This is a genomic window from Flavobacterium algoritolerans, assembly GCF_030010385.1.
Taxonomy (GTDB): domain Bacteria; phylum Bacteroidota; class Bacteroidia; order Flavobacteriales; family Flavobacteriaceae; genus Flavobacterium; species Flavobacterium algoritolerans.
This window is the reverse complement of record NZ_JASCRZ010000008.1, coordinates 74,366-100,321: the sequence shown is the minus strand read 5'-3', so window position 1 is coordinate 100,321 and position 25,956 is coordinate 74,366. Positions and strand designations below refer to the sequence as shown.

The window sequence follows — 25,956 nt, the reverse complement described above, 5'->3', positions numbered from 1 at the left end:
GTTAAATTTATAAAAAATTAACTTCACTCGACACTTTATAACGCTCTTCATTATTTTTTGTTCGCAAAATTATTTCGCCAAGAAATCCGGCCAAAAATAATTGTGTTCCCAAAATCATTGTCGTAAGTGCAATATAAAACCAAGGGTTATTTGTAACCAGACTATAACGCATGTCATTATACATATGGTATAGTTTTGAAACACCAATGTAACCGGCAAGCATAAAACCAATGATAAACATTAACGATCCCATGGCACCAAATAAATGCATCGGTCTTTTTCCAAAACGGGAAAGAAACCAAATGGTAATTAAATCCAAGAAACCATTGATGAAACGTTCCATACCAAACTTGGTCTCGCCGTATTTTCTGGCTTGATGCTGTACTACTTTTTCGCCAATTTTTCCAAAACCGGCATTTTTTGCTAAAACTGGAATGTATCGGTGCATTTCGCCCGAAACTTCAATGTTTTTTACAACAACATTTTTGTATGCTTTCAATCCGCAATTGAAATCATTCAATTCAACTCCCGAAGTTTTTCTCGCAGCCCAATTGAATAATTTAGAAGGCAAGTTTTTTGTCACTACGGAGTCGTAGCGTTTCTTTTTCCATCCGGAAACCAAATCATATTTACCGTTGGTAATCATATCATACAATCCCGGAATTTCCTCTGGACTGTCCTGCAAATCAGCATCCATAGTAATAATCACATCACCTTGTGCTTTTGCAAAACCAGCATGCAATGCTTGTGATTTTCCAAAATTTTTCATGAAACGAACCCCTTTTACATGAGGGTTTTCTTGTGCAAATCCTTCGATAATAGTCCATGAATTATCAGTACTTCCATCATCCAGAAAAATGATTTCGTACGTATAATTATGAGATTGCATCACTTTGATGATCCAGTTGTATAGTTCATTAAGTGATTCCTCTTCATTAAGAAGCGGTATGAGTATAGATAAATTCATTAATTTTTATTCTTGTGTAGATTTGCTTTTAAAGAATGCTGCCAAAATTAATCCGAAAATTGAACTAAAAACAATACTAAAAATAGATCCTTTTAGTAATTCCAATGTAGAATAAGGATTGTTTTCTTTCATTTTTGCTATAGCGTCGTTAATGGCTGATGCTGGTGTACCAAATTTTTGCATCATGTTGACAGTATATTTAATCATTAATTCACTTAAAGTCTCTTTAGCAGAAGGATCAATAAAATTGAATAAAAGAACATTAAAAAGAGTTGAAATTAAAATACCTATTAGTGTAGCAATGAAGTAAGTTGTAAAAGCATCTTTGAAAGAGAAAACATTGTTGAGCTCTTTTTTTGTTTTCGAAAGTAAAATAATTCCTAATGTAAGATAAACCAAAATACTTAAAACTCCAATCCACCAAGAAGTAAACAAATTTAAATCAATAGCGTAAATTGTTGAAGTAATTAATGCAGAAACAATTCCAATTGTTACTCCAAAGGTTATTCCATTCTTTTTAATAATTTCATTTATCATTGTTGTTGTTTTAGAATTAATTCACAAATATAACAATTCCCAATATATTCGTAGCTAAAAATCGTTTTTTACGATTATATAAAAAAAGTGAAGCAAAGATTTGTTTATTGGAAAATAATTGTAAATTTGCAAACTCAAAATAATAGTGTAAAACAAAAAGTTATAAGAAGTTTATACCTTTTCTGTTAGAAGAAAAGCTTCAAGACTAATTATAATTAACAAATAAAAAAGATTAACAAGATGAAAAAAGGAATTCACCCAGAAAATTACAGATTAGTTGCATTTAAAGACATGTCAAATGACGAAGTTTTTATCACTAAATCTACTGCAGATACAAGAGAAACATTAACAGTTGACGGTGTTGAATACCCAGTTGTAAAAATGGAGATCTCTAGAACTTCTCACCCTTTTTACACAGGTAAATCTAAACTTATCGATACTGCAGGACGTATTGATAAATTCAAAACTAAATACGCTAAACACGTTAAATAATTTTAACTTGTTATCAAATACATTAAAGCCTTCCTTTTTGGGAGGCTTTTTTATTTTTATCTATTTGAAAACTTTGTAACTTTGGTGTCAATATTATTAAAACGGCAGGTTGATGAAATTAATTTTCGAATCAACAAATAACCGAATCAACAAATAAACAATTTTTATGAATTACATACTTTTTGACGGACCTTCCAGAAACGCCTTATTGCCTTTTACTTTCACGCGTCCGGTTGCGGATATTCTTATTGGAATCATGACCATTCGTCAAAAATGGGAAATGCGTTTGGGTTCTACCACAACTACATTGACAGAGGAATATTTGTCTGAGAAATTCCCAATGGTAGAATTAGAAGAGAATGTAATGATAAACGCTTCCTTTCTTCCTAATGATGTTTTAGCAGAAATGGTTAGTAATCTGGAACCCAATCAGGCTATTTTCAAAGGAGATGAAGTAATTGCTTTTTATACGAATGATGAGCAGGAAGAAGTAGATTTTGATACCTATGAAATTATTGAATATACTGATGATTGCTTAACAGTAGAATATACTTGGGATATTTTTTCCAAAAACGATGCAGCGATACGAGAGGATTTTGAATGCCTGACTGAGGATAGAAAATCACAACCAATTCCAAAAAGTGTTAATGTCATCGCACCCGAAAATATATTTATAGAAGAAGGGGCAAAGCTAGAATTTGTGACTTTAAATGCTTCTGCAGGTCCTATTTATATTGGTAAAGATTCAGAAATCATGGAAGGTTCCGTAATCAGAGGCCCTTTTGTCTTGTGTGAAAATGCAGTTGTAAAAATGGCTTCAAAAGTATATGGCGCTACAACGGTTGGACCTTATTCCAGAATTGGAGGAGAAGTTAATAATTCCGTTTTATTTGGATATTCTAATAAAGGACATGATGGATTCTTAGGAAATTCTGTTCTTGGAGAATGGTGTAATATTGGAGCGGATAGCAATAATTCTAATCTAAAGAATAATTACGAAGAAGTGAAATTGTGGAGCTATGAAACGGAAGGTTTTGCTAAAACGGGTCTTCAGTTTTGCGGTTTGATGATGGGAGATCACAGCAAGTGCGGCATTAACACCATGTTCAATACCGGAACGGTAGTAGGAGTAAGCGCTAATATTTTTGGCAGCGGATTTCCTCGCAACTTTGTGCCTAGCTTTTCTTGGGGTGGTGCTTCTGGTTTTACGACTTATGTGACCAAAAAAGCTTTTGAAACAGCTCGATTAGTGATGAGTCGCAGAAACGTAGATTTTGACGAAAGAGAAGCGGCTATTCTTGAACATGTTTTTGAGGAATCAAAAAAGTGGAGAAAAGAATAATTTCTCATTTTAGATATAAAAAAAGCCTCTTGATAGAGGCTTTTTATTTTAAGTAACCTTTATTGATAGGCATAAATAAGCGAGCCATTTTTTATCAAGTTTATCAAGGTGTTGGCATTATTGTCCGGAACTGAAAAACATCCCCAACTAAATTTACTGAACATCTTTTTTGAAGAATGGACAACGATATTTCTTTTCAAAGCATTCGAGTTTTTATCATTTTCCAACCCATCTAATCGTAAAGAATATCCCCACATCCCTTGATACGTCTGTAATGTAAGATAGCATCCTAATGAAGTGGCTTTACTTCCTTCAATATTGCTAAAAGAACTGGGAGTCAATCCTGTGCCTGAGCCGGAACCATGGTCAACATTACTGGTCAAAAGTATTTTGTTGTTTTTTAAATCAATAACGTAGAGCCTTGCTTCGTTGATTGATTTTGAAAAATCAATGAGTGTAATAATATTTTTATTTTTGGCTTTAAAGCCCCATTTTGTTTGTACTTCGCAAGCTTTCTGTACAATTTCTTCATTGCTTTGGGCTGCAATAAACTGGAAAGCGCACAAGAGAATAATTGTTAATGTTTTTGTCATGATCTAGTTTTTAAATTTTCATTCAACCTATAAAAGTTAGGTTTTCGGTTTACGCATCGGTTTTATTTTCTATACCATTCTCCTGTTTTTACATTGTTTAAACAGGGATTACTATTTTCATAATGATTTAGGGATTTGTTGTTTTTAAGATTTAATGTTGTTTCAAATGAAAATGTTTTTTGTTGTTAAAGGTCTAATTATCAAATGCAAAACTATAAAAAAATACTATTATTGTGCGCTGTTTAAATTTTATATTTCTTTTATTCAAAATTTAAATTGTTATAAATTATTCAATTGTCCAATTCCTGAATTAATCTATCTTTGCACTTTTAAAAAACACTTGCTGAGAAGTCTAATAATCTAAGCAGTCTAAAAATCTAAAAATCTAAATGATTACAGTTAACGATATTTCTGTGCAGTTTGGTGGCACAACACTTTTTAGTGATGTTTCTTTTGCTATAAATGAAAATGATAAAATTGCCTTAATGGGTAAAAATGGAGCAGGAAAATCGACGCTGCTTAAAATTATTGCAGGTCAAAGCAAGCCTTCAACCGGTAATATTTCGGCACCAAAAGATGCAGTTGTAGCCTATTTGCCTCAGCATTTATTGACTACAGATGGTGCGACGGTGATGGAAGAAACTTCGAAAGCGTTTGGAGAAGTTTTTGCAATGAAAGCAGAAATCGATGAAATCAATGAGCAATTAACCATTCGTACTGATTACGAAAGTGATGCGTACATGAAATTAATCGAAAGAGTTTCGGACTTAAGCGAGAAATTTTATGCTATTGAAGAAATAAATTATGAAGCCGAAGTAGAGAAAATCCTAATCGGTTTGGGATTTGTTCGTGAAGATTTTAGCCGTCAGACTTCAGAGTTTTCCGGTGGATGGAGAATGCGAATCGAACTTGCCAAAATCCTTTTGCAAAAACCAGACTTAATTTTACTGGATGAGCCTACCAACCACATGGATATTGAAAGTATTCAATGGTTAGAGGATTTCTTGATTAATTCAGCCAAAGCTGTTGTGGTAATTTCTCACGACAGGGCTTTTGTAGATAATATTACGAATCGTACCATCGAAGTTACAATGGGACGTATTTATGATTATAAAGCCAAATATTCTCATTATTTGGAACTCAGAAAAGACAGACGTGTGCATCAGCAAAAAGCGTATGACGAGCAACAACGCATGATTGCTGATAACAGGACTTTTATCGATCGTTTTAAAGGGACGTTTTCTAAAACGGATGCTGTTCAGTCTCGTGTTAAGATGTTAGAGAAGCTGGTTATTGTTCAGGTTGACGAGGTGGATACTTCGGCTTTGAAACTAAAATTTCCGCCTGCTGCACGTTCCGGACAATATCCGGTAATTGTAAAGGATTTGTCAAAATCATATGGCGATCATGTGGTTTTTTCGAATGCAAATATGGTTATCGAAAGAGGAGAAAAAGTAGCTTTCGTTGGGAAAAATGGGGAAGGAAAATCGACAATGATCAAAGCCATTATGAAAGAAATCGAAATAAATGGTGGAAGTTTAGAGATTGGTCATAATGCACAGATTGGTTATTTTGCCCAGAATCAAGCCTCTTTATTAGACGAAAATGCTACTATTTTTGAAACTATTGATGATATTGCCGTGGGTGATGTTCGAACTAAAATTAAAGATATTTTAGGAGCTTTCATGTTTCAGGGTGATGATGTGACTAAAAAAGTGAAAGTGCTTTCGGGTGGCGAGAAAACGCGTTTGGCAATGATTAAATTATTGTTGGAACCAGTGAATTTATTGATTCTGGATGAACCTTCGAATCACTTGGACATGAAAACCAAAGATATTATCAAAGATGCGTTGCGTGATTTTGACGGAACATTAATTTTGGTTTCTCACGACAGGGATTTCTTGGATGGATTGGCAACTAAAGTTTTCGAATTTGGAAACAAAAGAGTAGTAGAACATTTTGAAGATATTACCGGTTTCTTGGCAAATAAAAAAATGGACAGTATGCGAGAGATAGAAAAATAGTCTTTGGTAAGAACAGTTTATAAATACTAAAACGGCATGCGGATAACGCATGCCGTTTTTATTTAAGTCAATTTTTGAGTAGTTTTTTTGCAGTAAAACGATAGTGATTTTTGAATGTGATTTTTTATATATAAAAGGTTAAAGTGCTTTTTATTAAGTATTTAATTTTAAATTTTTCGTACCTTGTGTAGTGATTTAATTTCAATGTATAAAATTTTTTAGTCATGAAAAAATTAATTTTATCCTTAGTCTTTTTAGGTACCACGCTGTTTAGTGTGCCTCTGTTTTCACAAATAGACAACAGGCCGGTAGCTTTGGGTTTGCCGGGTGATAACCTTAATCTTTATGCAGTATTAGATATTTTTCAAAAATCAAAAACTTTAGAAGAATTTGAAAGAGCAATTAATGATAAAGATACCAATGTTAATAATCTTGATTTGAATAATGATGGCTATGTCGATTATATTCATGTAGTTAGTTATAGAGAAGGCGATTCTTATTCAATAGTCCTTCGTGTAGCGGTAAATAGAATTGAATATCAGGATGTGGCCGTTATAGAAGTCAATAAAAATAGATATGGGAAGGTTATTATTCAAATTATAGGCGATGAAGAATTGTATGGTGAAGATTATATTCTGGAACCTTCAGCAGGAGATGGGTATACGCCAAATCCAGGTTATTTAGGTTATGAAAGAACGTACACGAGTAATTATTGGAATGGAGTTTTATATGTTAACAATTGGCCAATAATAATCAATTTATTTTCTCCGTCATTTGTAGTTTATATATCTCCTTGGCGTTGGGGTTATTATCCGTCTTATTGGCGTGCATGGACTCCTATTTATTATTATAATTATTGGGATTACCACCGCCATTATTATAGAAATGATTTTTATCGCAGAGTGGGATATGTACGATATCCGCTTGCGTATTCCTATTATTATTCCAGAAGGAACAGTTCTCCGGTGGTAAGGAGAAACAGAATCAATAATGTTTATAGAGATACCTATCAAGGAAGAAGTTTTACAAGACCGCAAGGAACGGTTCTTCCTAGAACTCGAGAACAAATGCGAGGAGACCGTTCTGTAAATCCTCGAACCTCCCGTTCGGATCAGCCCATGAGACCTACAAGACGTCAAAATGTAGAAGAAAATCGTCAACAAAGCCCTTCATCAGCGCGTCCTGTTCGGCCTGCAGCACCAATAAATCGTCAACCGGCTCCAAGAAGCCGACAAGATAATCCTTCAACTGCCCGTCCATCTCGATCCAATGCGCCGACAAGTCGTCAACAAAACGAAGGAGCTCGTTCTGCTCCATCTAGAAGACCTATGGAAAAATCGGCTCCGGCAAGAACGAATAATCCTTCTCGTGGTAAGGATAGAAATTAATACGGGTTTTGAATTTTCATTAAATAAAAAGGCTGTGTTTTTATATGACACAGCCTTTTTTTATAATCTTATTCCGGGTGGTAAGAGCTCTTTGTAGACAGGATTTTTTTTGAAAAATGCCACTATTTTAGGCTGGATTGGAACAACTTTTAATTTTCGTTCAATCGCAATTTCCATGATATTTTTTAGAAAATTAGAAACGAATTCCTCGTTTTTGAATGTTTCCGGTACATTTAATTTTGTCAGAAATATTTTTTTCTCCTGAAAAGAATACTCAACTGAGATTAATTCTTTTTCAACTATAGTTTCAAATTGTCTTGAAAAAGTATTGTCTTTGATTTCCATAGTGATTGCTGTATCCATACTAATTAACGCTAATTCATTGGCACTTCTACCAATAGTATTTTTGATTTGGTACTGATTTTAATTTCGAATTGATCAAAATCGGTTATTCCCATGGCATCTCTTGCCCTCAAAGTTTGATTATTCACTTCTATTTCGCCCTCAATCAAAAATAAATAGACACCATTTTTAGGGATTTTAACCTCATATTTAGTGGTGGTATTGCTATCGAAAATGCCTAAATGGAAAAAGGTTTTTTGGTAAACCCAAAGTGCATTCCCGTCATTTTTTTCCTTTGGCGAAACGATGTTTACAAAGGTATTGATTTGATTTTCAATATCAAATGATTTTTGGTCATATCTTGGAGCCACGTTTTCGGTGTCAGGAAAAACCCATAGCTGCAGTGTTTTTGCTTCGTTTTTCTGGCTGGCATTCATTTCAGAATGTTCTACTCCAGATCCGGCACTCATTACCTGCACTTCTCCAAAACCAATTACACCTTCATTTCCCATACTGTCGCGATGTTGCAGCCCGCCTTCGAGCGGAATAGTGATGATTTCCATATTGGCGTGGCCATGAGTGCCAAAACCTGATCCGCCCGCAATAGTATCGTCATTTAAAACGCGTAACATTCCGAATTGTATACGTTCTGGATTGAAATAATTTCCGAAAGAAAAAGAAAAATTGGCTTTAAGCCATCCAAAATCTGCCTTGCCTCTTGTATTTGATTCAAATAGTTGTGTAGTCATAAATTATTGATAATATAAAGTGAAAAGTGAATAGGGTTTGAATAAAAAAATTATTTTTATACAAAATTCGCCATAAAAAGACTGAATTTTGTTATAAAATAGTTAAAACAATTATGAGTAAAATCGCAGTTTATTTAATGCCGGGATTAGCGGCAAGTACAACCATTTTTGAGCGAATTGCACTTCCCGAAGAAATGTTTGAAATAGTCTTGCTGGAGTGGGAAATCCCTCTTAATAATGAGTCTTTGACGGATTATGCCAAGAGAATTGCAGATAAAATTACGCATCCTAATCCGGTTTTGATTGGGGTTTCGTTCGGAGGTATTTTGGTACAGGAAATGGCTAAATATGTTGAACCCAGAAAAATAATTATTATTTCGAGTGTCAAAAGTAATGTGGAATTTCCCAGAAGAATGAAAATTGCTAAAACTACCAAAGCTTATAAATTAATTCCCATGAATCTGATAGCAAATATTGAAAGTCTTGCTAAGTTTTCCTTTGGCGAAAAAGTAAATCAAAGGCTCAAGCTATACGAGAAATTTCTCTCGGTTCGGGATATTCGTTATTTGAATTGGGCAGTGGAACAAGTGATTTTATGGGATAGAACTGTTGTTGACGAGAGAGTAATCCACATTCATGGAGATATGGATGATGTGTTTCCTATAAAATATATCAAGAATTGTGTCGTTGTAAAAGGAGGGACGCACATTATGATTTTGAATAAGTACAAATGGTTGAATGAAAATTTGCCTTCCATTATATTGGGAACAGAAAAGAAGTAAACGCACTTTTATAGCTATATGAAAGGTCTAAAAAAGAAAAGATGAAATTGATTAATAAAGGTGCCATAATCCTTACCGTGATTTTTGCGAGTAGTGTATTTATTTTTGCCGCTAAAAATCCGACAGAAGGAAAAGAGGTTACAAAAGAAATTGCGGGTGATTTTCCTGTGAAATTAGATTTTGCAGGCGAGGAAACACCATTGAAAATATCAGATGTAAAAGAACGTTTGGACAGGGAATTGCTGGTAAATGTAAATCTGCATGCTTCTACTATTTTGGCTATTAAGAGAGCCAATCGTGCATTTCCAGTGATTGAGCCTATTTTAAAAAAGAACGGAATTCCGGATGATTTTAAATATCTGGCAGTTATAGAAAGTGGCTTGGTCAATGTTGTTTCGCCAGCAGGAGCAAGAGGGATTTGGCAGTTCATGCACGATACGGCCAAAGAACGCGGAATGGAAGTCAATGAAAATGTGGATCAGCGCTATGATTTAGAAAAATCAACGCAAGCGGCCTGCAGTTATTTTTTGAGTGCCAAAGGTAAATTTGGAAGCTGGACTTTGGCGGCAGCCTCTTATAACGGAGGAATGACGGGTGTCAATAAACAAATTGACATTCAAAAAGTGACAAATTACTATGATTTGTTGCTTACCGAAGAAACGTCTCGCTATGTTTTTAGGATTTTAGCATTGAAAGAAATCATGGAGAATCCCGTAAAATATGGATTTACAATTGCTCCCGAAGATTTATATGCAACCTTACCAACTAAGAAAATCGAAATTGACAGTACGATTACAGATTTGGCTGATTTTGCAAAAGGGCAAGGGATTAACTATAAGATTTTAAAAATTCACAACCCTTGGCTCAGAGAAACAAAACTAATAAATGATACTGGTAAAAAATACCAAATCGAAATTCCGTTAAAAGGATATTAACTAATTTTTTTGAACTAGACAAAGCATTTAAGGAAATATAACCCACATAAAAACTAAAATCAGCAAATGCTATATGAACTTATATTTCTTATATAGTTAATAAAAAATGGGGAGTAGCTTTGTTTTCCAAAAATTTAGGATATAACCAAATAAAAAAGGGTCAAATGTGTATCATTTGACCCTTTTTCGATAATTATAAAAAATTATATTTTCTTCATTTGTTCTTTCATCATGACAATCTGATCTTTCAACATATTCTGTTTGTCTAATTTTTTGGCTTCATTCAATAGTGTTGTAGCTTCTAATTTTCTTCTGCGTGTCATGGCAACTCCGGCTAAGTTTAATTTGGCTACAGCCAAATCCATATCCATTGATAATCCTAGTTCAATTGCTTTTTTGAAAAATTTCTCCGCTTGATTGATATTCGTTTGCGAAAGCATGATTCCGTGCAGGTAATTAAAGTATCCTTGTTGTTTTTGGACTAAAGCTGTTTCCGGGTTTTTGATGTAAGCCAACCATTTTTTAGCTCCTTCAAAATCTTGTTTTCTTAGTTTTAAGAAGGCTAATAAGATGAATTCGTTTTTAAAGTAAAGGAAAATAGGAATTGCACTCAATAATATAAGGAAAATTCCATTACCGATATTGCTTTCCGTGAATTGCCAAATGCCAGTAATTATAATTAGTCCGGCGATAATAAGTTTAATATTTCTGTGAAACATAGTATGATTATTTTAAGATCACAAATATAGTAAAATGAATTGAAAATATTTTTACAAAACTACTTGTGAGAAAAAAAAGTCTTTGTATATTTGCACTCGGTTTTAGAATAACAGTTATTCAAAAATAGGAAGACATATAAATAAGATTTTAAAGATACAAAGCAATGAGCAAAAGAACGTTTCAACCATCGAAAAGAAAAAGAAGAAATAAGCACGGATTTATGGACAGAATGGCTTCTGCTAATGGAAGAAAAGTTCTTGCGCGTAGAAGAGCTAAAGGAAGACATAAATTGACTGTTTCTTGCGAACCAAGACACAAAAAATAATGTTTTTATAAACATAAATAAGGCGTTACTTTTTTTAGTATCGCCTTTTTTTATACCTATTCGTTAAAAAAAGTTTAAGATTTACAGTTAAAGGGTTTGAGTTCAGTAACTTTAATCTTTTGAAGACAACAACTACACAACACAATACTACCATACAATGCCAAAAGATACATCTATAAAGTCAGTTTTAATAATAGGTTCAGGTCCTATTGTTATTGGTCAAGCGTGCGAATTTGATTATGCGGGATCGCAATCTGCTCGTTCTATTCGTGAAGAAGGAATTGAAGTTATTCTTATTAACTCTAATCCGGCAACGATTATGACCGACCCATCCATGGCCGATCATGTTTATTTATTGCCTTTGACAACTAAATCAATTATCGAAATCCTTAAAGCACATCCTCAAATCGATGCCGTTTTACCTACAATGGGTGGACAAACCGCTTTGAACTTGTGTCTGGAAGCAGATGAAAAAGGAATTTGGGAAGATTTTGGAGTACGATTAATCGGGGTTGATGTAAACGCCATTAATATTACCGAAGACAGAGAGCAATTCAAACAATTGCTTCATAAAATAAATGTGCCTACTGCACCCGCAAAAACAGCTACTTCTTTCTTGGAAGGGAAAGAAATTGCACAGGAATTTGGTTTCCCGTTAGTCATTCGCCCTTCATTTACATTAGGTGGAACTGGAGCGGCTTTTGTACATACTAAAGAAGATTTTGACGAAAAACTTTCTTACGGATTAGAAATGTCGCCTATTCATGAAGTTTTAATTGACAAAGCTTTAATAGGTTGGAAAGAATACGAATTGGAATTATTGAGAGATAAAAACGACAATGTTGTTATTATCTGTTCTATCGAAAATATGGATCCAATGGGAATTCATACCGGAGATTCCATCACGGTTGCACCAGCAATGACATTATCCGATACGACTTTCCAAAAGTTACGTGATATGGCCATTTTGATGATGCGCTCTATCGGAAACTTTGCAGGAGGTTGTAACGTACAGTTTGCTGTTTCGCCAGATGATAAAGAAGATATTGTTGCGATTGAAATCAATCCTCGTGTGTCTCGTTCATCAGCTTTAGCATCGAAAGCAACGGGTTATCCAATTGCAAAAATTGCTTCTAAACTGGCTTTAGGATACAATTTAGATGAATTGCAAAATCAAATTACCAAATCAACTTCGGCTTTATTCGAACCGACTTTAGATTATGTAATTGTAAAAATACCACGTTGGAATTTCGATAAATTTGAAGGAGCTGACAGAACATTGGGACTTCAAATGAAATCGGTTGGGGAAGTAATGGGAATAGGACGTTCGTTCCAAGAAGCCTTGCACAAAGCCACACAATCATTGGAAATCAAAAGAAATGGTTTAGGAGCTGATGGAAAGGGATATACCAATTATGAGCAAATTATAGAGAAATTGACTTTTGCGAGTTGGGATCGTGTTTTCGTGATTTACGATGCTATCGCCATGGGAATTCCTTTGAGCCGTATTCATGAAATTACCAGAATCGATATGTGGTTCTTGAAACAATACGAAGAATTGTATGTTTTAGATAAAGAGATTTCTAAATATACTGTAGCTAATTTGCCAAGAGAATTGTTGCTGGAAGCCAAACAAAAAGGGTTTGCCGACAGACAAATTGCACACATGATGAGTTGCAAGGAAAGCCAAGTACATACGTTGCGTACTGAAATGAACATCAACCGAGTGTTCAAATTGGTAGATACTTGTGCGGCAGAATTTAAAGCAAGAACACCATATTATTATTCGACTTTTGAGGCTGAAATAGAAAAAGCAGACGGAACACGTTACGTTGACAACGAAAGTGTTGTAACAGACAAAAAGAAAATAATCGTTCTTGGGTCAGGCCCAAATAGAATTGGACAAGGAATCGAGTTTGATTATTCTTGTGTTCACGGGGTACTTGCCGCCAAAGAATGCGGTTATGAAACAATAATGATCAACTGTAATCCAGAAACGGTTTCGACTGATTTTGATACAGCAGATAAATTGTATTTTGAACCCGTTTTTTGGGAACATATTTACGACATCATCCAACACGAAAAACCAGAAGGTGTTATCGTGCAATTAGGAGGACAAACGGCCTTGAAATTAGCAGAAAAACTGTCTAAATACGGAGTAAAAATCATAGGAACTAGTTTTGATGCCTTGGATTTAGCCGAAGACAGAGGGCGTTTCTCTGATTTATTAACCGAATTAAATATTCCTTTCCCTCAATTTGGAATTGCTGAAACGGCGGATGAAGCCTCTGCTTTAGCAGATACTTTAGATTTTCCATTATTGATTCGTCCTTCTTATGTATTAGGAGGTCAGGGAATGAAAATCGTAATCAACAAAAAAGAGTTGGAAGAGCACGTTATCAACTTATTGAAATCGATTCCAGGTAACAAATTGCTGTTAGACCATTATTTGGCAGGAGCAATCGAAGCCGAAGCAGATGCGATTTGCGATGCCGATGGAAATGTGTATATCATAGGAATTATGGAGCATATCGAACCATGTGGAGTGCACTCGGGAGATTCTAACGCCACTTTACCTCCTTTCAATTTAGGTGAATTTGTGATGCAGCAAATAAAAGATCATACAGAAAAAATTGCAAGAGCTTTGAAAACGGTTGGATTAATCAACATTCAGTTTGCGATTAAAGACGATACGGTTTATATCATCGAAGCCAATCCTAGAGCATCTCGTACGGTTCCATTTATTGCAAAAGCATACGGAGAACCTTATGTGAACTATGCTACCAAAGTAATGTTAGGACACAATAAAGTAACCGATTTTACTTTCAACCCACAGTTGAAAGGATATGCTATTAAACAACCGGTTTTCTCTTTTAGCAAGTTCCAAAATGTGAACAAAGCATTAGGACCAGAAATGAAATCAACAGGAGAAAGTATCTTGTTTATTGATGACTTGAAAGACGATCAGTTCTACGAATTGTACTCCAGAAGAAAAATGTATTTGAGCAAATAAGCTTGAGTTTATATATTGAAAAAGCCTCGTTTGGGGCTTTTTTTATGGAATGTGTTTTGTGTTTTAGGCGATGTTTTCGAGACCGCCCGGAAATGGTCTGTACGCATAATAATGCAAGACTTCTTCGATGGCAACTTTTAAAGCTTCATTTATAGGAAGTATGGTAGTGGCTAATCTACTGTCAATTTGTGAGAGTTGCATGTAGTAATCAGTAAAAACAGGTATGTAGAGTCCTTTGCTGATGGCTTCTTCGGCCGTTTTGTAGTTTTCTTGTTGTCCTTCTTTGATTATTTTGCAAGTAGCTAATCGTAGTTTGCCATATTTGTCTCTACTGGCAGCATACCCAAAAAGCCTGCAAATTAATCCGCGATAGCGATAATTGCTGCAACTTCCCATATTTCTGTCCAGTACAGTAAGTGGTCGGTATAGATGACAATTGCTGTCGGATTTATTGTTTAGCTCGACTAACATTTCCTCGGCTTTCCCGTTTAAAAATAAATACAATGCCCAAGGTAAAAACTCTAGTGGCGTAGCATTGATGTCTGGAGTGGAACAACACTTGCCGCAACCGGTGCGACACTGTAAATGAGTTTCTGATTGGAACACCGTAACTTCATTTTCAAGACGGTCAAATAATTCTTCGACCAATCGAACCTTGTGTTCTATAGACATTAATTTCTTGGTAAGGTAGGCTATTAAAAACCGTTACAGCGATAATACCATTTTACTTGCGGATTATATTTTGAAACTAATTTACGTTTACGTATGTGACGTTTAATTTGTATTAATGAGATTGTTTTTTGTGGTATAATGGTTTGTTCTTGTGCATCATTGTTGAGTGTCAAAGTTGGATACATTTGATTAAATATCGTAGAGAGGTTTGTTTTTTGTTTTAAAAATCACAAATAGCTATGAATTTCTCATAGCTATTTGTGATTTTTACTCGCTTATGTAGGCACAGTTTGCAAAACTGCACTAACGATTGTCTAATATTAGCGCTATCTGGGTACTTTTGTTTTTTTCTTAATTAGTAATTGTTATAATACCTGTCATTGATGAATGAAACTCACAGATGTAATATAATGTATTTGGTGCATTACTTGGTACCGTAAAAGTTATAATTCCATTTGATGATCCATTGTTGGTTACCCCATCACTGAATGGATTTAGAGTTCCTGTACTTTGAACACTTTTAATTAGAAAAGGATGTCCAGGTGTATTTACAGTGAAAGTATATGTTTTTCCTCTTTGGAATGTTAAATTAGGATTATTACTATTGGTTAAACCATTTCCGTTAAAAACATAAGATGTAGCTCCTGAGTTAGTAACATTATAATTTACAGTAGTAGGATTTCCAGTATTAGATCCAATATTTCCTTGAGCGATTATTGTTGCCAAATTGTTAGCACTTTGATGAACATTTATGTATCCATTAAAATTCAATAGTTCCTCATAGGTTATGGGGGTTCCATTATTAAGCTTATTCACGCTAGTCTCACTCTTTCCAGTAGCACCGGTGATATTGGTAAGATCAATTGCTATAGGTCCTCCCTGGGCGGCAGTATTGAGATGGATGTGTGCGGGAGAACTAACTCCTGCAGTTGTTCCAGTTATGGAGATACTTACTAAAGTTTCACCGCTAACCCTTTTTGTGAATTTCGCTGTTCCGCTTATCGCGTTGTTAGAAACCGCGCTTAAAGTATATGTTTTGCTAGTATTAGTAAGTTCATTCTTACCAATGTCGCCTTGTGCTATTAATGTTGATATGGCTGTAGCACTTTCATGAACATTTATATAACCATTAAAAATCAAGAGCTCATCATAAGTGATGGCTGCTCCAGTATTGAGTTTATTTACACTAGTTTCACTTTTACCAGAAGATCCATTTACCGGTGTGAGATCTACTACTACACCGCCTGTCTGAGCGACAGTATTGAGGTGAATATGTGCAATAGAACTAACTCCTGGAGTTGTTCCAGTTAGTGCTATACTTACCAAAGTTTTACCGCTTACTCTTTTAGTGAATTTTGCAGTACCACTTATGGCGGTATTAGAAACTGCACTTAGGGGGTACGTTTTGCTAGTACTTGTAAGTTCATTTATACCAATGTCGCCTTGCGCAATCAATGTTTCAAGATCAACTACACTAAGGTGCACATTAACATAACCATCTAAATTTATTAACTGATCATAAGTGATTGGTGAGCCATTATTTAAAGTTTTAACCACCGTTTCACTTTTACCTGTACTTCCATCAACAGCTGATAGGTCAAGTGCAATAGCTCCGCCTTCTGCAGCTGAATTAGCGTGGATATGTGCAGGGTGAGTTCCACCAGCACTAGTGCCGTTTAATTGAACTGTGATCAGAGTAGCATCATCATTTCTTTTGGAAATAGTAACGGTTCCGCTAATGGAAGGGTTCGATTTATTGAACAAAACGAATTGTTTTGATTCCCCGGTGAGTTGTGGCAAAGCCTCGTCATCACTACATCCAGTAAAAAACGTCATACTGGATAAAAATAAACATGATAAAAAATATAATTTTAAAAATTTTTTCATAATCTTCATTGTTTAAGTTTTAAGTAAAAAAGTTAAACAAAACTAACGAAAATAATTATTTATCACTTGTTAATTTGTGATTTATTTAACATATTTTTTTATTAAACGACCGAAGGGGTCCTTCAAAGCAGAACTATCTACATACCCAAAATTCCAAAAAATAAATCCCTTTTCAGTCTTCTGATGGTTACTTCAAAAGACTTAAATCCGATATATTGTAACGGGTGTATATGCTCAAAGATGAACTTGTTTAACAGCCATCTTCTTTAGCTGTTACAGAAAGCCCGAGGTGTTGTTTTAACAATGAATTTATTCTTGTAGTCGATCCTTATCATCATTGGTTTCTCCCGTTTGTTTATAAGATTGCTCAATTTACGCAGTATTCTCTTTAAAAATAATCTGTAATTATTTTTTCTTCAATTTTTCCTTAAAAAAATCTATGGTTCTTGTCCAAGATAAAGTGGCGGCTTTTTCATCGTATCTGGGAGTCGTATTGTTATGAAAACCATGATTCACACCGTCATAGAAATAAGCAATATGTTCTATTTTGTTCTTTTTAAGGATGGCTTCAAAAGCGGGCCAACCTTCATTTACGCGCGTGTCTAAACTAGCATATTGCGCTAGGATAGGCGTTTTTATTTTTTCGGCTTCAGCTGCCGTGGGTTGCCCGCCGTAATACGGAACAGCGGCACACAAATCTAGGATTTTTACCGCCATCATATTGGCAATCCAACCGCCAAAACAAAATCCTACCACACCAATACGACCATTACAATCTTTGTGGGATTTTAGGTATTCGTAGGCTGCAATGAAGTCTTCGAGCATTTCCTCACGGGTACGTTTTTTTTGTAATTCTCTTCCCGCGTCATCATTTCCGGGATAACTGCCCAGAGGCGATAATGCGTCTGGTGCCAAAGTAATGAATCCTTCCACGGCTGCTCTTCGTCCTACATCTTCAATATACGGATTCAGTCCACGGTTTTCATGTACGACGATGATTCCCGGTAATTTCTTTTTGGTTCCTGTGGGTTGGGATAAAAGACCTTTAATTTTTCCTCCGCCTTTAGGAGAATCGTAAGTGATGAATTCTGATTTTAATCGGGGATCACCGGGTTTTATCAAAATAGAATCAATATAATTTGGTGTCATAAAGCTAAGGAGTGACGGTAGTGTTAGCGCTCCTACCGCAAACAGGGATAGTTTCTCGACGAATTGTCTTCGTTCAATTTTGTTATGGGCGTAATCATCGTATAAGTCAAATACTTCCTGACTGATATCCTCTTTGGTTAGTTTTTTCATAGCTTTTATTTTGATTTAACTAATTTAGGAAAAAAAGCGATAGTTTTAGTATTAGTGGAAACTGCAATTTTTTTAGTTTTAATTTTGAAAAGTAGAAATCTGATTTTTCTATCATTTCAATTTTAAAAATAAAACTACAGCTTAAAACAACATTAGTCAGTATCTATGGGAAGACTCAACAAGTGTATCACTTCGGCATCTTCCACTTGGTTGAATTCTTCATAAAATCCGCCCACACTTCTAAAATATTTGGAAGCTATTAGATAGATAAACTCATCAGCATTTTTTTTAAATACAGGCACTTTGTCATAAGGTATCACAGGTGTAGCCACAATTATTTTTGCTGGATTTTTTTTTCGAAGCATGCTTATACTGGCAAGTAAAGTATTTCCTGTAGCGATACCATCATCTACTAAGATTATATTTTTTTCTTTCACATCCAGCGGTTTTCTATTGCCCATGTAATGTTGATATTTCTCGGTCATTAATTTCCGCAATCGAATAATTTCATGGTCAATGTATTTTTTAGAAACATTTGGATGTTCATCAAGAATCATAGAATCTGATGAGATGGCGCCTATCGCAAATTCGGTGTTACTGGGATGTCCTATTTTTTTTGAAAGAACGATGTCTAAAGGAAGGTGTAAACTTTTAGCAATTACATATCCCACAGGTACTCCGCCTCTGGGAACGGCAAGTACTATGGTGTTGCTATTCTGGTATTTTTTTAGTTTTTCTGAAAGCAATTTACCCGCCTCAATTCTATCTTTTAACATCCCTTAATACATGATTCTAATTTTATGTTGAAATAAAAAAAAAGTATATAAAGGTATTGATTTTTAAATCATTATGATTATTTTTTAAAAACATTTAGTGTAAAAATTATGAATTATTAAAAAAAAGAAAGTTCTTGAAAGCGAACATTAATGAGAGATTTAAAACTGTTATTACAAATAAAAGAATAGTATTGTAAAAATAAGTTGGAATTTAGGAAGGGCATATTCTAAAGGTGAAATCACTTCCTAATTTATAAAAGGTTTTTTGCTATTTTTACTTCGTAATAAATGAATAGCAATAACTGCAATGAAGAAAATAAATTCAAAAGCAAAGGCAGATACAAATACTGGTTTTGGAACAAATGCCAATAATTATGGTGGACGTTTTGTAAATAAAAATGGAACAGCTAATGTAGAGAAACGCGGCATGCATCTTTTGCATCGCATTAGTTGGTATCATACCATGATTGATTTGCCAAGATGGAAATTCATGTTAATTCTTTTGTTGTTTTACGTGGGTATGAATTTTCTATTTGCGTTGCTGTATTATGCCATCGGAATCGAAAATTTAAATGGGATTGATGTTACAGGCTCAAATTGGGTTCAATTTGGTCAAGCCTATTTTTTTAGTGCACAAACTTTTACAACAGTGGGGTATGGACACATTAGTCCTTCTGGTTTTTTGACCAGTTTGTTAGCGGCTGCTGAGGCTTTGATAGGGTTATTGAGTTTTGCAATTGCTACTGGTTTATTCTTTGGACGTTTTAGTAAGCCAACCGCTTTTTTGAAATTTTCTCACAATGCCCTGATAGCTCCTTATGGAGAAATAAAAGGTCTAATGATACGAATTACACCTTTCAAAAACACCAATTTCACTGATGCTGAAGCCAAAATAACTCTAGGTATGAGTGTGGAGGAGAATGGTGCTAAAACGAATAGATTTTATACTTTAGATTTAGAATTGGAGAGAATAAATGCATTAACCTTAAGCTGGACTTTGGTACATCCCATAACTGAAAACAGTCCGCTGTATAACTTGACCAAAGACGATTTTGATAGTATCCATGGAGAAATTCTTGTTTTTATAAAAACCTTTGATGACATGTTTAGTAATACCGTTGCCATTAGAACTTCATATACTTTTGAGGAAGTTATCTATGGAGCAAAATTTGAACCTATGTATACTAGAAGTACTGATAATTCCAAAACAGTTCTTGATTTAGACAAATTGAATGCTTTTTACAGCGTCACTTTAGAATAATACAATAGTTTTCAAATTATTTCAAATTTATAATAAAATTTATTTTACATTTGTTTATTAAATTTAGACAAATGATGAACAATATAAAAAGTGTGTTTAGTATAAAAGATCTTGAAAATCTTTCAGGAATCAAAGCACATACTATACGAATCTGGGAGAAAAGATATGATATTCTTCAACCGATGCGTACAGATACTAATATCCGATTGTACGATTTGGCTAGTTTGCAAAAACTATTAAACATAACTTTGTTGCATGACTATGGCTATAAAATTTCAAAAATAGCGACCTATCCACAAGAAAAAATCCCATCGCTTGTACGAGAAATAATTTCGAACAAAACGGCCAAAAGTCATGCAATCAGTGAGTTTAAAATGGCAATGATGAATTTTGACCAAGAATTGTTTTTCAATACATACAATTGGTTGATTGCTGAAAAATCATTCAAAGAAGTTTTTCATCAAGTCTTTATTCCTTTGATGAATGAGTTGGGATTATTATGGCAATCAGATACAATAACACCAGCCCATGAGCATTTTGTTAGTTATTTAATCAAGCAAAAATTGCTCATAAATACAGAGAAACTTCAAGTTTTGAAGCAAACAAAAAACGATAAAGTTTTTGTGCTTTCGCTACCAATGAATGAAATTCATGAACTTGGGTTGATGTATTTAAATTATGAAATTCTCTTGCTAGGTTACAAAACCATCTATCTGGGCGAAAGTATGCCTATCAGTAATTTGAAAGATTTAAAAAAACATTTTGACTCTATTGTTTTTATTTCGTACTTCACAGTGCAACCTGAAAGGGATATTTTAAACGACTATGTTCAAAAAATGGCTGATGAATTATTAGATGACAATACGGAGTTATGGTACACAGGACGTTTGGTTGAATTTATTAACAAAGAAGGGCTTTCAGATAAAATATCAATTTTCAATTCCATTTCTGAATTAGTGGATGAAATTTAATTTTTTTTGTTTAAACTTTTTGTATATTTGCTAAACAAATGAAAGAAATAAAAAAAATAACAATAATAGGTTCTGGGTTTTCCTCACTTGCAGCTTCCTGTTATTTAGCGCAAAGCGGTCACGATGTAACCGTTTATGAAAAAAATGCAACAATTGGAGGAAGAGCAAGACAATTAAAAATGGAAGGTTTCACCTTTGATATGGGACCAAGTTGGTACTGGATGCCCGATGTATTTGATCGTTTTTTTGCTGATTTTGATAAAAAAACTTCGGATTATTATGAGTTAATAAAGTTGTCACCTGCGTATCGTGTGTATTACGGAATCGATGACTTCATTACCATTGCAGATAATTTAACTGACATCATATTTGCTTTTGAAGCGATTGAAAAAGGTAGCGGAAAAATATTAAATGATTTTATGGCTGAAGCCAAAAGCAACTATGACATTGCAATAAAGGATTTAGTATACCGTCCGGGAGTTTCTCCATTAGAATTAATAACAGTTGAAACGGCTAAAAAAGTAGGACAGTTTTTCAGCAACATCAGTAAAGATGTTCGGAAGAAATTTAAAAATCAAAGGCTGATTCAAATTTTGGAATTTCCAGTTTTGTTTCTTGGAGCAAAACCCTCAGATACACCTTCTTTTTATAGTTTTATGAATTATGCTGATTTTGGTCTTGGAACCTGGCATCCTAAAACAGGAATGTTTGATGTGGTTCGTGCGATGGAAAGTTTAGCAAGAGAATTAGGAGTTACGTTTCACACGAATTCAAATATTGAAAAGATAATTGTTGAGAATAAAACAGCTAAGGCTTTAGTTGTAAATGGCGAAACAATTACATCTGATTTGATTTTGAGTGGTGCCGATTACCATCATACCGAAACATTATTGGATCAAAAACATCGCGCGTATTCTGATGAATATTGGGACAGTCGAGTTTTCGCACCTTCGTCATTGTTATTTTATGTTGGTTTCAACAAAAAAATAGATAATATTTCACATCATGCATTATTTTTTGATGTCGATTTTTATCAACATGCTAAGGATATTTATGATGAACCACAATGGCCAATTGAGCCGTTGTTTTATGCTAATTTCCCGTCATTGACAGATAAAACCGCAGCCCCAGAAGGAATGGAATCTGGTTTTTTCTTAGTGCCTCTGGCTCCGGGAATCAATGATACTGAGGCATTACGAGAAGAATATTTTGAAAAAATAATGGATCGTTTTGAAACGTTAACTCAGCAAAGTGTAAAAAATAATATTATATTTAAAAAATCATTTTGCAAAAACGATTTTGTCTCTGAGTATAACTCTTATAAAGGTAATGCATACGGAATGGCGAATACATTATTACAAACCGCTTTTTTGAGACCTAAATTAAAAAGTAAAAAAGTAAAGAATTTATATTTCACAGGTCAATTGACCGTTCCGGGACCAGGTGTTCCGCCAGCATTAATTTCAGGTAAATTAGTGTCAGAATTAATTAATAAGCAATTTTCAGAGCAATAATATGAAGCAATTATTTGATGATGTATCTTTTAAATGTAGCAAGCTAGTTACAAAAAATTATAGCACCTCTTTTTCTATGGCAGTTTACATGTTGTCGCCAAGTATAAGAGATGCCATTTATAGTATATATGGATTTGTTCGTTTTGCAGATGAAATTGTAGATTCATTTCACGGTTTCGATAAAGAAAGTTTAATCACAGAGTTTGAGGATGAGTATTACAAATCAATTGAAAGAGGAATAAGTCTGAATCCAATTTTGAATTCTTTTCAGCAAACAGTAAAACAATACAATATTTCGGATGATTTAATTCAAGCTTTTTTGAGAAGTATGAAATTAGATTTAATTAAATCCGATTATAACAGTAAAGCTGAATATGATGAATATATTTATGGCTCGGCAGACGTGGTTGGATTGATGTGTCTTAAGGTTTTTGTTGCAGGTGATAATGAACGATATGATCAACTAAAAGAAGAAGCAATGCGATTAGGTTCTGCATTCCAGAAAGTTAATTTTTTGAGAGATTTAAAAGATGATAATTTAGTGTTGAACCGAAATTATTTTCCTGGAGTCGATTTGAATTCATTCGATGAAAAAGCTAAAACAGCAATCATAAATGAAATCGAAGAAGATTTCAAAGTTGCCTATGAAGGAATTGTAAAGTTACCAATAGAAGCTAAATTTGGAGTTTACACCGCCTTTGTATACTACAAGAAACTACTAAAAAAATTAGAAAACACGCCTTGCGATGAAATTGGAAATGCAAGAATTCGAGTTTCTAATTATACTAAAGCGGGTCTTTTAGCACAATCTTTTGTAACGTATAAATTAAAATTGGTATAAAATAATGCCTTTTTTGAAAAGTATATTTTTAATTAAATAAAAAAAATAATGATTTCCTTTTTAATCTTTTTTGGTGTTTTCCTTTTCATGGAGTGTGTGACCTGGCTTACACATAAGTACATAATGCACGGTTTAATGTGGTATTTTCATGCCGATCATCACCAACCTAAATACGCCAATATTTTCGAACGAAATGATATTTTCTTTGTAATTTTTGCTCTTCCTAGCATCGTTCTTTTCTACTTTGGCGTGCAAGGCGGTATGAATTATTTATTTTTCATTGGACTCGGAATCACATTTTATGGTTTTTGTTATTTCATGATCCACGATGTATTAATTCATCAGCGTTTCAAGTGGTTCAAAAACACTAATAATAAGTATTTGATAGGCTTGCGAAAAGCCCACAAAGTACATCATAAACATTTGGGTAAGGAACACGGAGAGTGTTTCGGAATGTTATTTGTGCCTTTCAAATATTATAAAATGTAACAATTCCATTTGGGCGTGACCCGCTGAAAAAGCAGGTCAGGCTGTACGTTCCCGCTTTTTTACATCTGGTCTCGTTCTAAAAAAAAACGAGACCACCTATAAAAAGAGCTCCACTGTCATCCCTCACGCACAATTCCGTAAAGTTAAAGAGATTTTTGAATCAAGATTAATGATTTTTGTCCCGAAGCTTCGGGAGCAGATTTCTGAAAATCCTTATAAGCACGTTTGAAAATCTTAAATCAAGAATCGTTAATCAAAAATCTTAAATATTTTTAGATGAAACTCTATAAAAAAGAAACCGTTCAGCATGTAAATGCAAGCTTAGAAGATTGTTGGGCTTTTTTCTCCAGTCCAAGTAATCTTCAAAAAATCACACCGGAAACAATGGGTTTCGAAATCACAGATTTCGATAATAAATCCATGTACGCTGGGCAAATAATACAATACAAAGTCTCACCACTTTTAGGGTTAAAATTGCCTTGGGTTACCGAAATCACATTTGTGAAAGAGAATAGTTATTTTATCGATGAACAACGTTTTGGCCCTTATGCATTGTGGCATCACAAACACTTTTTCGAAGCTACAGAAAACGGAGTAAAAATGACTGATTTAGTTCATTATGCGTTGCCTTTAGGTTTCATAGGTCGTATAATGAATACACTTATCGTAAAAAATAAATTGAAAGCTATCTTTGATCACAGACGTGTTATGGTAGATCAAATGTTTAATGGTAAATAATGGACAAGCAAGAAGTATCGTTTTTTTGGTTCAGACGCGATTTACGTTTAGAAGATAACGTTGGATTATTTCAGGCTTTAAAATCAAAATATCCTGTTATTCCGTTGTTTATTTTTGATGATTCCATTTTAGAGAGTTTACCAAAAAACGATGCTCGAGTAGGTTTCATTCACCAATCACTTTCGAAAATAAATCAACAATTACAAGAACTAGGAAGTTCACTTTTAGTAAAAAAAGGAAAAACTATTGATGTTTGGAAATCTCTTTTAGAAGAATTCGATGTCAAAGAAGTCTTTTTCAACAAAGATTACGAACCGTATGCTATACAACGTGACACCGTTATTTGTGAAATTTTGGAAGCTAACAATACCATCACTTATTCTTTTAAAGATCAAGTTATTTTTGAAGAAAAAGAAATCACAAAAGCTGATGGATTGCCGTATACGGTTTACACTCCCTTTAAAAATAAGTGGTTAGAAAAATACAAAGCTATGGCTCCGGTTCCAGAATACGATGCCACTGGTATGTTTTCTAACTTCAATAAAAATAGTTTTACTGTTCCTACTTTGGAACAAATAGGTTTTGAAGAAAGTCCAATAAAAGTAAAACCACACAACTTAAAATTCATTTCAAATTATCAAGATATAAGGGATTTTCCAGCCATGGACAAAACCTCGTATCTCTCACCACATCTGCGTTTTGGAACCGTAAGCGTGCGGAAATTAGTCAATTGGGCATTTCACAAAAACGATGTTTTTTTGAGTGAGTTAATTTGGAGAGAATTCTTCATGCAAATTTTATTCAGTTTTCCAAAAGTCGTTACGCAAAACTTCAAATCAGCTTATGATGGGATTCAGTGGCGCAATGATGAAGAGGATTTCAAGCGTTGGTGTTCGGGAACAACTGGATATCCTATGGTTGATGCCGGAATGCGTCAGCTCAATGAAACAGGATACATGCACAACAGAGTCCGAATGGTTGTGGCGAGTTTTCTCTGCAAGCATTTATTGATTCAGTGGCAATGGGGTGAGGCTTATTTTGCTCAAAAATTACTGGATTACGAATTGTCTGCAAATGTAGGAAACTGGCAATGGGCAGCAGGAACCGGTTGTGATGCTGCGCCTTATTTCCGTGTTTTCAATCCGGAGATTCAACAAAAAAAATTCGACGAAAAAGGAATCTACATCCGAAAATGGATTCCAGAATTTGATTTAGGATATGGAAAACCAATGGTAGAACACGCTATGGCTAGAGACAGAGCGATTGCAACTTACAAGGCCGGAATTTTAAAATAAAAGA

The 25,956-nt window shown here is 34.3% G+C and carries 25 protein-coding genes; 15 read left to right on the top strand and 10 right to left on the bottom strand.

Going from position 1 to position 25,956, the window contains the following annotated elements:
• Positions 1-7 precede the first annotated feature (7 nt).
• On the bottom strand, positions 8-967 hold the full coding sequence (locus tag QLS65_RS14945) for a glycosyltransferase family 2 protein (RefSeq protein ID WP_282718540.1): 960 nt from the start codon (positions 965-967) through the stop codon (positions 8-10).
• A 6-nt stretch (positions 968-973) separates the two neighbouring features.
• Positions 974-1,504 carry a DUF4199 domain-containing protein gene (locus QLS65_RS14940; RefSeq protein ID WP_099716094.1) on the bottom strand — a complete coding sequence of 177 codons (531 nt, stop codon included), beginning with the start codon at positions 1,502-1,504 and terminating at the stop codon, positions 974-976.
• 240 nt (positions 1,505-1,744) lie between these two features.
• On the opposite strand from QLS65_RS14940, the gene QLS65_RS14935 reads away from it, so the two are divergent.
• Positions 1,745-1,996, top strand: coding sequence for a type B 50S ribosomal protein L31 (locus QLS65_RS14935; RefSeq protein WP_039109118.1), 252 nt, complete (start codon positions 1,745-1,747; stop codon positions 1,994-1,996).
• A 166-nt stretch (positions 1,997-2,162) separates the two neighbouring features.
• Positions 2,163-3,338, top strand: coding sequence for a GlmU family protein (locus tag QLS65_RS14930; RefSeq protein WP_282718539.1), 1,176 nt, complete (start codon positions 2,163-2,165; stop codon positions 3,336-3,338).
• A gap of 59 nt (positions 3,339-3,397) precedes the next feature.
• Here the strand turns inward: QLS65_RS14930 and QLS65_RS14925 are convergent, their stop codons facing one another.
• Positions 3,398-3,931 carry a murein L,D-transpeptidase catalytic domain family protein gene (locus tag QLS65_RS14925; protein ID WP_099716091.1) on the bottom strand — a complete coding sequence of 178 codons (534 nt, stop codon included), beginning with the start codon at positions 3,929-3,931 and terminating at the stop codon, positions 3,398-3,400.
• A 389-nt stretch (positions 3,932-4,320) separates the two neighbouring features.
• Here QLS65_RS14925 and QLS65_RS14920 point away from each other — a divergent pair, with 389 nt between their 5' ends.
• Together QLS65_RS14920 and QLS65_RS14915 are read left to right on the top strand one after the other, a co-directional pair.
• Positions 4,321-5,955, top strand: coding sequence for an ABC-F family ATP-binding cassette domain-containing protein (locus QLS65_RS14920; protein WP_099716090.1), 1,635 nt, complete (start codon positions 4,321-4,323; stop codon positions 5,953-5,955).
• Between the two features lie 224 nt (positions 5,956-6,179).
• Positions 6,180-7,343, top strand: coding sequence for a hypothetical protein (locus QLS65_RS14915; RefSeq protein WP_282718538.1), 1,164 nt, complete (start codon positions 6,180-6,182; stop codon positions 7,341-7,343).
• Between the two features lie 60 nt (positions 7,344-7,403).
• On the opposite strand, the gene QLS65_RS14910 is transcribed toward QLS65_RS14915, so the two are convergent.
• Both QLS65_RS14910 and QLS65_RS14905 read right to left on the bottom strand, forming a co-directional pair.
• Positions 7,404-7,688, bottom strand: coding sequence for a GNAT family N-acetyltransferase (locus QLS65_RS14910; RefSeq protein ID WP_099716384.1), 285 nt, complete (start codon positions 7,686-7,688; stop codon positions 7,404-7,406).
• Between the two features lie 29 nt (positions 7,689-7,717).
• Entirely contained in the window at positions 7,718-8,434 is a 717-nt protein-coding gene (locus tag QLS65_RS14905; protein ID WP_282718537.1) for a pirin family protein, read from the bottom strand.
• A gap of 113 nt (positions 8,435-8,547) precedes the next feature.
• Between QLS65_RS14905 and QLS65_RS14900 the strand changes: the two genes are divergently transcribed.
• Both QLS65_RS14900 and QLS65_RS14895 read left to right on the top strand, forming a co-directional pair.
• Positions 8,548-9,216: an alpha/beta hydrolase gene (locus QLS65_RS14900; RefSeq protein ID WP_282718536.1), complete on the top strand. Its 669-nt coding sequence runs from the start codon at positions 8,548-8,550 to the stop codon at positions 9,214-9,216.
• Positions 9,217-9,257: 41 nt separating this feature from the next.
• The gene (locus QLS65_RS14895; RefSeq protein WP_282718535.1) at positions 9,258-10,151 is read left to right on the top strand and encodes a lytic transglycosylase domain-containing protein; all 894 of its coding nucleotides are present in this window, start codon (positions 9,258-9,260) and stop codon (positions 10,149-10,151) included.
• A gap of 203 nt (positions 10,152-10,354) precedes the next feature.
• Here the strand turns inward: QLS65_RS14895 and QLS65_RS14890 are convergent, their stop codons facing one another.
• Positions 10,355-10,870 (bottom strand): DUF2892 domain-containing protein, encoded by a 516-nt coding sequence (locus QLS65_RS14890; protein ID WP_282711457.1) that lies wholly within the window; start codon positions 10,868-10,870, stop codon positions 10,355-10,357.
• Positions 10,871-11,034: 164 nt separating this feature from the next.
• Between QLS65_RS14890 and rpmH the strand changes: the two genes are divergently transcribed.
• A complete protein-coding gene (gene rpmH / locus QLS65_RS14885) occupies positions 11,035-11,196 on the top strand; it encodes a 50S ribosomal protein L34 (RefSeq protein ID WP_007136275.1) in 162 nt (53 codons plus the stop codon).
• Positions 11,197-11,353: 157 nt separating this feature from the next.
• Positions 11,354-14,209: a carbamoyl-phosphate synthase large subunit gene (carB, locus tag QLS65_RS14880; protein ID WP_282711422.1), complete on the top strand. Its 2,856-nt coding sequence runs from the start codon at positions 11,354-11,356 to the stop codon at positions 14,207-14,209.
• 63 nt (positions 14,210-14,272) lie between these two features.
• On the opposite strand, the gene QLS65_RS14875 is transcribed toward carB, so the two are convergent.
• The 4 genes from QLS65_RS14875 to QLS65_RS14860 form a co-directional block, all read right to left on the bottom strand.
• The gene (locus QLS65_RS14875) at positions 14,273-14,881 is read right to left on the bottom strand and encodes a YkgJ family cysteine cluster protein (RefSeq protein WP_282711421.1); all 609 of its coding nucleotides are present in this window, start codon (positions 14,879-14,881) and stop codon (positions 14,273-14,275) included.
• Positions 14,882-15,232: 351 nt separating this feature from the next.
• On the bottom strand, positions 15,233-16,768 hold the full coding sequence (locus QLS65_RS14870; protein ID WP_282718534.1) for a CHRD domain-containing protein: 1,536 nt from the start codon (positions 16,766-16,768) through the stop codon (positions 15,233-15,235).
• A 405-nt stretch (positions 16,769-17,173) separates the two neighbouring features.
• Positions 17,174-18,067: a dienelactone hydrolase family protein gene (locus QLS65_RS14865; RefSeq protein WP_282718533.1), complete on the bottom strand. Its 894-nt coding sequence runs from the start codon at positions 18,065-18,067 to the stop codon at positions 17,174-17,176.
• A 152-nt stretch (positions 18,068-18,219) separates the two neighbouring features.
• The gene (locus QLS65_RS14860; protein WP_282718532.1) at positions 18,220-18,843 is read right to left on the bottom strand and encodes a phosphoribosyltransferase; all 624 of its coding nucleotides are present in this window, start codon (positions 18,841-18,843) and stop codon (positions 18,220-18,222) included.
• A 307-nt stretch (positions 18,844-19,150) separates the two neighbouring features.
• Between QLS65_RS14860 and QLS65_RS14855 the strand changes: the two genes are divergently transcribed.
• The 7 genes from QLS65_RS14855 to QLS65_RS14825 all read left to right on the top strand — a co-directional run bounded on the left by QLS65_RS14855 (position 19,151) and on the right by QLS65_RS14825 (position 25,952).
• Positions 19,151-20,104, top strand: coding sequence for an ion channel (locus QLS65_RS14855; RefSeq protein WP_428831883.1), 954 nt, complete (start codon positions 19,151-19,153; stop codon positions 20,102-20,104).
• 74 nt (positions 20,105-20,178) lie between these two features.
• Complete coding sequence (locus tag QLS65_RS14850) at positions 20,179-21,075, top strand: MerR family transcriptional regulator (protein ID WP_282711851.1); 897 nt, start codon at positions 20,179-20,181, stop codon at positions 21,073-21,075.
• Between the two features lie 38 nt (positions 21,076-21,113).
• Positions 21,114-22,589 (top strand): phytoene desaturase family protein, encoded by a 1,476-nt coding sequence (locus tag QLS65_RS14845; protein ID WP_282718531.1) that lies wholly within the window; start codon positions 21,114-21,116, stop codon positions 22,587-22,589.
• Position 22,590: 1 nt separating this feature from the next.
• The gene (locus QLS65_RS14840) at positions 22,591-23,430 is read left to right on the top strand and encodes a phytoene/squalene synthase family protein (protein ID WP_282718530.1); all 840 of its coding nucleotides are present in this window, start codon (positions 22,591-22,593) and stop codon (positions 23,428-23,430) included.
• Positions 23,431-23,478: 48 nt separating this feature from the next.
• Complete coding sequence (locus tag QLS65_RS14835) at positions 23,479-23,919, top strand: sterol desaturase family protein (protein ID WP_282711413.1); 441 nt, start codon at positions 23,479-23,481, stop codon at positions 23,917-23,919.
• A 276-nt stretch (positions 23,920-24,195) separates the two neighbouring features.
• Positions 24,196-24,657 carry an SRPBCC family protein gene (locus QLS65_RS14830; protein WP_282711412.1) on the top strand — a complete coding sequence of 154 codons (462 nt, stop codon included), beginning with the start codon at positions 24,196-24,198 and terminating at the stop codon, positions 24,655-24,657.
• Complete coding sequence (locus QLS65_RS14825) at positions 24,657-25,952, top strand: cryptochrome/photolyase family protein (protein ID WP_282718529.1); 1,296 nt, start codon at positions 24,657-24,659, stop codon at positions 25,950-25,952. Before QLS65_RS14830 ends, QLS65_RS14825 begins: the two co-directional genes overlap by 1 nt.
• The last annotated feature ends 4 nt before the right edge of the window (positions 25,953-25,956 follow it).

Bases quoted from the DNA above. Each gene is read 5' to 3' on its own strand.
- QLS65_RS14945 (WP_282718540.1), bottom strand. From the start codon at position 967: ATGAATTTATCTATACTCATACCGCTTCTTAATGAAGAGGAATCACTT.
- QLS65_RS14940 (WP_099716094.1), bottom strand. From the start codon at position 1,504: ATGATAAATGAAATTATTAAAAAGAATGGAATAACCTTTGGAGTAACA.
- QLS65_RS14935 (WP_039109118.1), top strand. From the start codon at position 1,745: ATGAAAAAAGGAATTCACCCAGAAAATTACAGATTAGTTGCATTTAAA.
- QLS65_RS14930 (WP_282718539.1), top strand. From the start codon at position 2,163: ATGAATTACATACTTTTTGACGGACCTTCCAGAAACGCCTTATTGCCT.
- QLS65_RS14925 (WP_099716091.1), bottom strand. From the start codon at position 3,931: ATGACAAAAACATTAACAATTATTCTCTTGTGCGCTTTCCAGTTTATT.
- QLS65_RS14920 (WP_099716090.1), top strand. From the start codon at position 4,321: ATGATTACAGTTAACGATATTTCTGTGCAGTTTGGTGGCACAACACTT.
- QLS65_RS14915 (WP_282718538.1), top strand. From the start codon at position 6,180: ATGAAAAAATTAATTTTATCCTTAGTCTTTTTAGGTACCACGCTGTTT.
- QLS65_RS14910 (WP_099716384.1), bottom strand. From the start codon at position 7,688: ATGGAAATCAAAGACAATACTTTTTCAAGACAATTTGAAACTATAGTT.
- QLS65_RS14905 (WP_282718537.1), bottom strand. From the start codon at position 8,434: ATGACTACACAACTATTTGAATCAAATACAAGAGGCAAGGCAGATTTT.
- QLS65_RS14900 (WP_282718536.1), top strand. From the start codon at position 8,548: ATGAGTAAAATCGCAGTTTATTTAATGCCGGGATTAGCGGCAAGTACA.
- QLS65_RS14895 (WP_282718535.1), top strand. From the start codon at position 9,258: ATGAAATTGATTAATAAAGGTGCCATAATCCTTACCGTGATTTTTGCG.
- QLS65_RS14890 (WP_282711457.1), bottom strand. From the start codon at position 10,870: ATGTTTCACAGAAATATTAAACTTATTATCGCCGGACTAATTATAATT.
- rpmH (WP_007136275.1), top strand. From the start codon at position 11,035: ATGAGCAAAAGAACGTTTCAACCATCGAAAAGAAAAAGAAGAAATAAG.
- carB (WP_282711422.1), top strand. From the start codon at position 11,354: ATGCCAAAAGATACATCTATAAAGTCAGTTTTAATAATAGGTTCAGGT.
- QLS65_RS14875 (WP_282711421.1), bottom strand. From the start codon at position 14,881: ATGTCTATAGAACACAAGGTTCGATTGGTCGAAGAATTATTTGACCGT.
- QLS65_RS14870 (WP_282718534.1), bottom strand. From the start codon at position 16,768: ATGAAAAAATTTTTAAAATTATATTTTTTATCATGTTTATTTTTATCC.
- QLS65_RS14865 (WP_282718533.1), bottom strand. From the start codon at position 18,067: ATGAAAAAACTAACCAAAGAGGATATCAGTCAGGAAGTATTTGACTTA.
- QLS65_RS14860 (WP_282718532.1), bottom strand. From the start codon at position 18,843: ATGTTAAAAGATAGAATTGAGGCGGGTAAATTGCTTTCAGAAAAACTA.
- QLS65_RS14855 (WP_428831883.1), top strand. From the start codon at position 19,151: ATGAAGAAAATAAATTCAAAAGCAAAGGCAGATACAAATACTGGTTTT.
- QLS65_RS14850 (WP_282711851.1), top strand. From the start codon at position 20,179: ATGAACAATATAAAAAGTGTGTTTAGTATAAAAGATCTTGAAAATCTT.
- QLS65_RS14845 (WP_282718531.1), top strand. From the start codon at position 21,114: ATGAAAGAAATAAAAAAAATAACAATAATAGGTTCTGGGTTTTCCTCA.
- QLS65_RS14840 (WP_282718530.1), top strand. From the start codon at position 22,591: ATGAAGCAATTATTTGATGATGTATCTTTTAAATGTAGCAAGCTAGTT.
- QLS65_RS14835 (WP_282711413.1), top strand. From the start codon at position 23,479: ATGATTTCCTTTTTAATCTTTTTTGGTGTTTTCCTTTTCATGGAGTGT.
- QLS65_RS14830 (WP_282711412.1), top strand. From the start codon at position 24,196: ATGAAACTCTATAAAAAAGAAACCGTTCAGCATGTAAATGCAAGCTTA.
- QLS65_RS14825 (WP_282718529.1), top strand. From the start codon at position 24,657: ATGGACAAGCAAGAAGTATCGTTTTTTTGGTTCAGACGCGATTTACGT.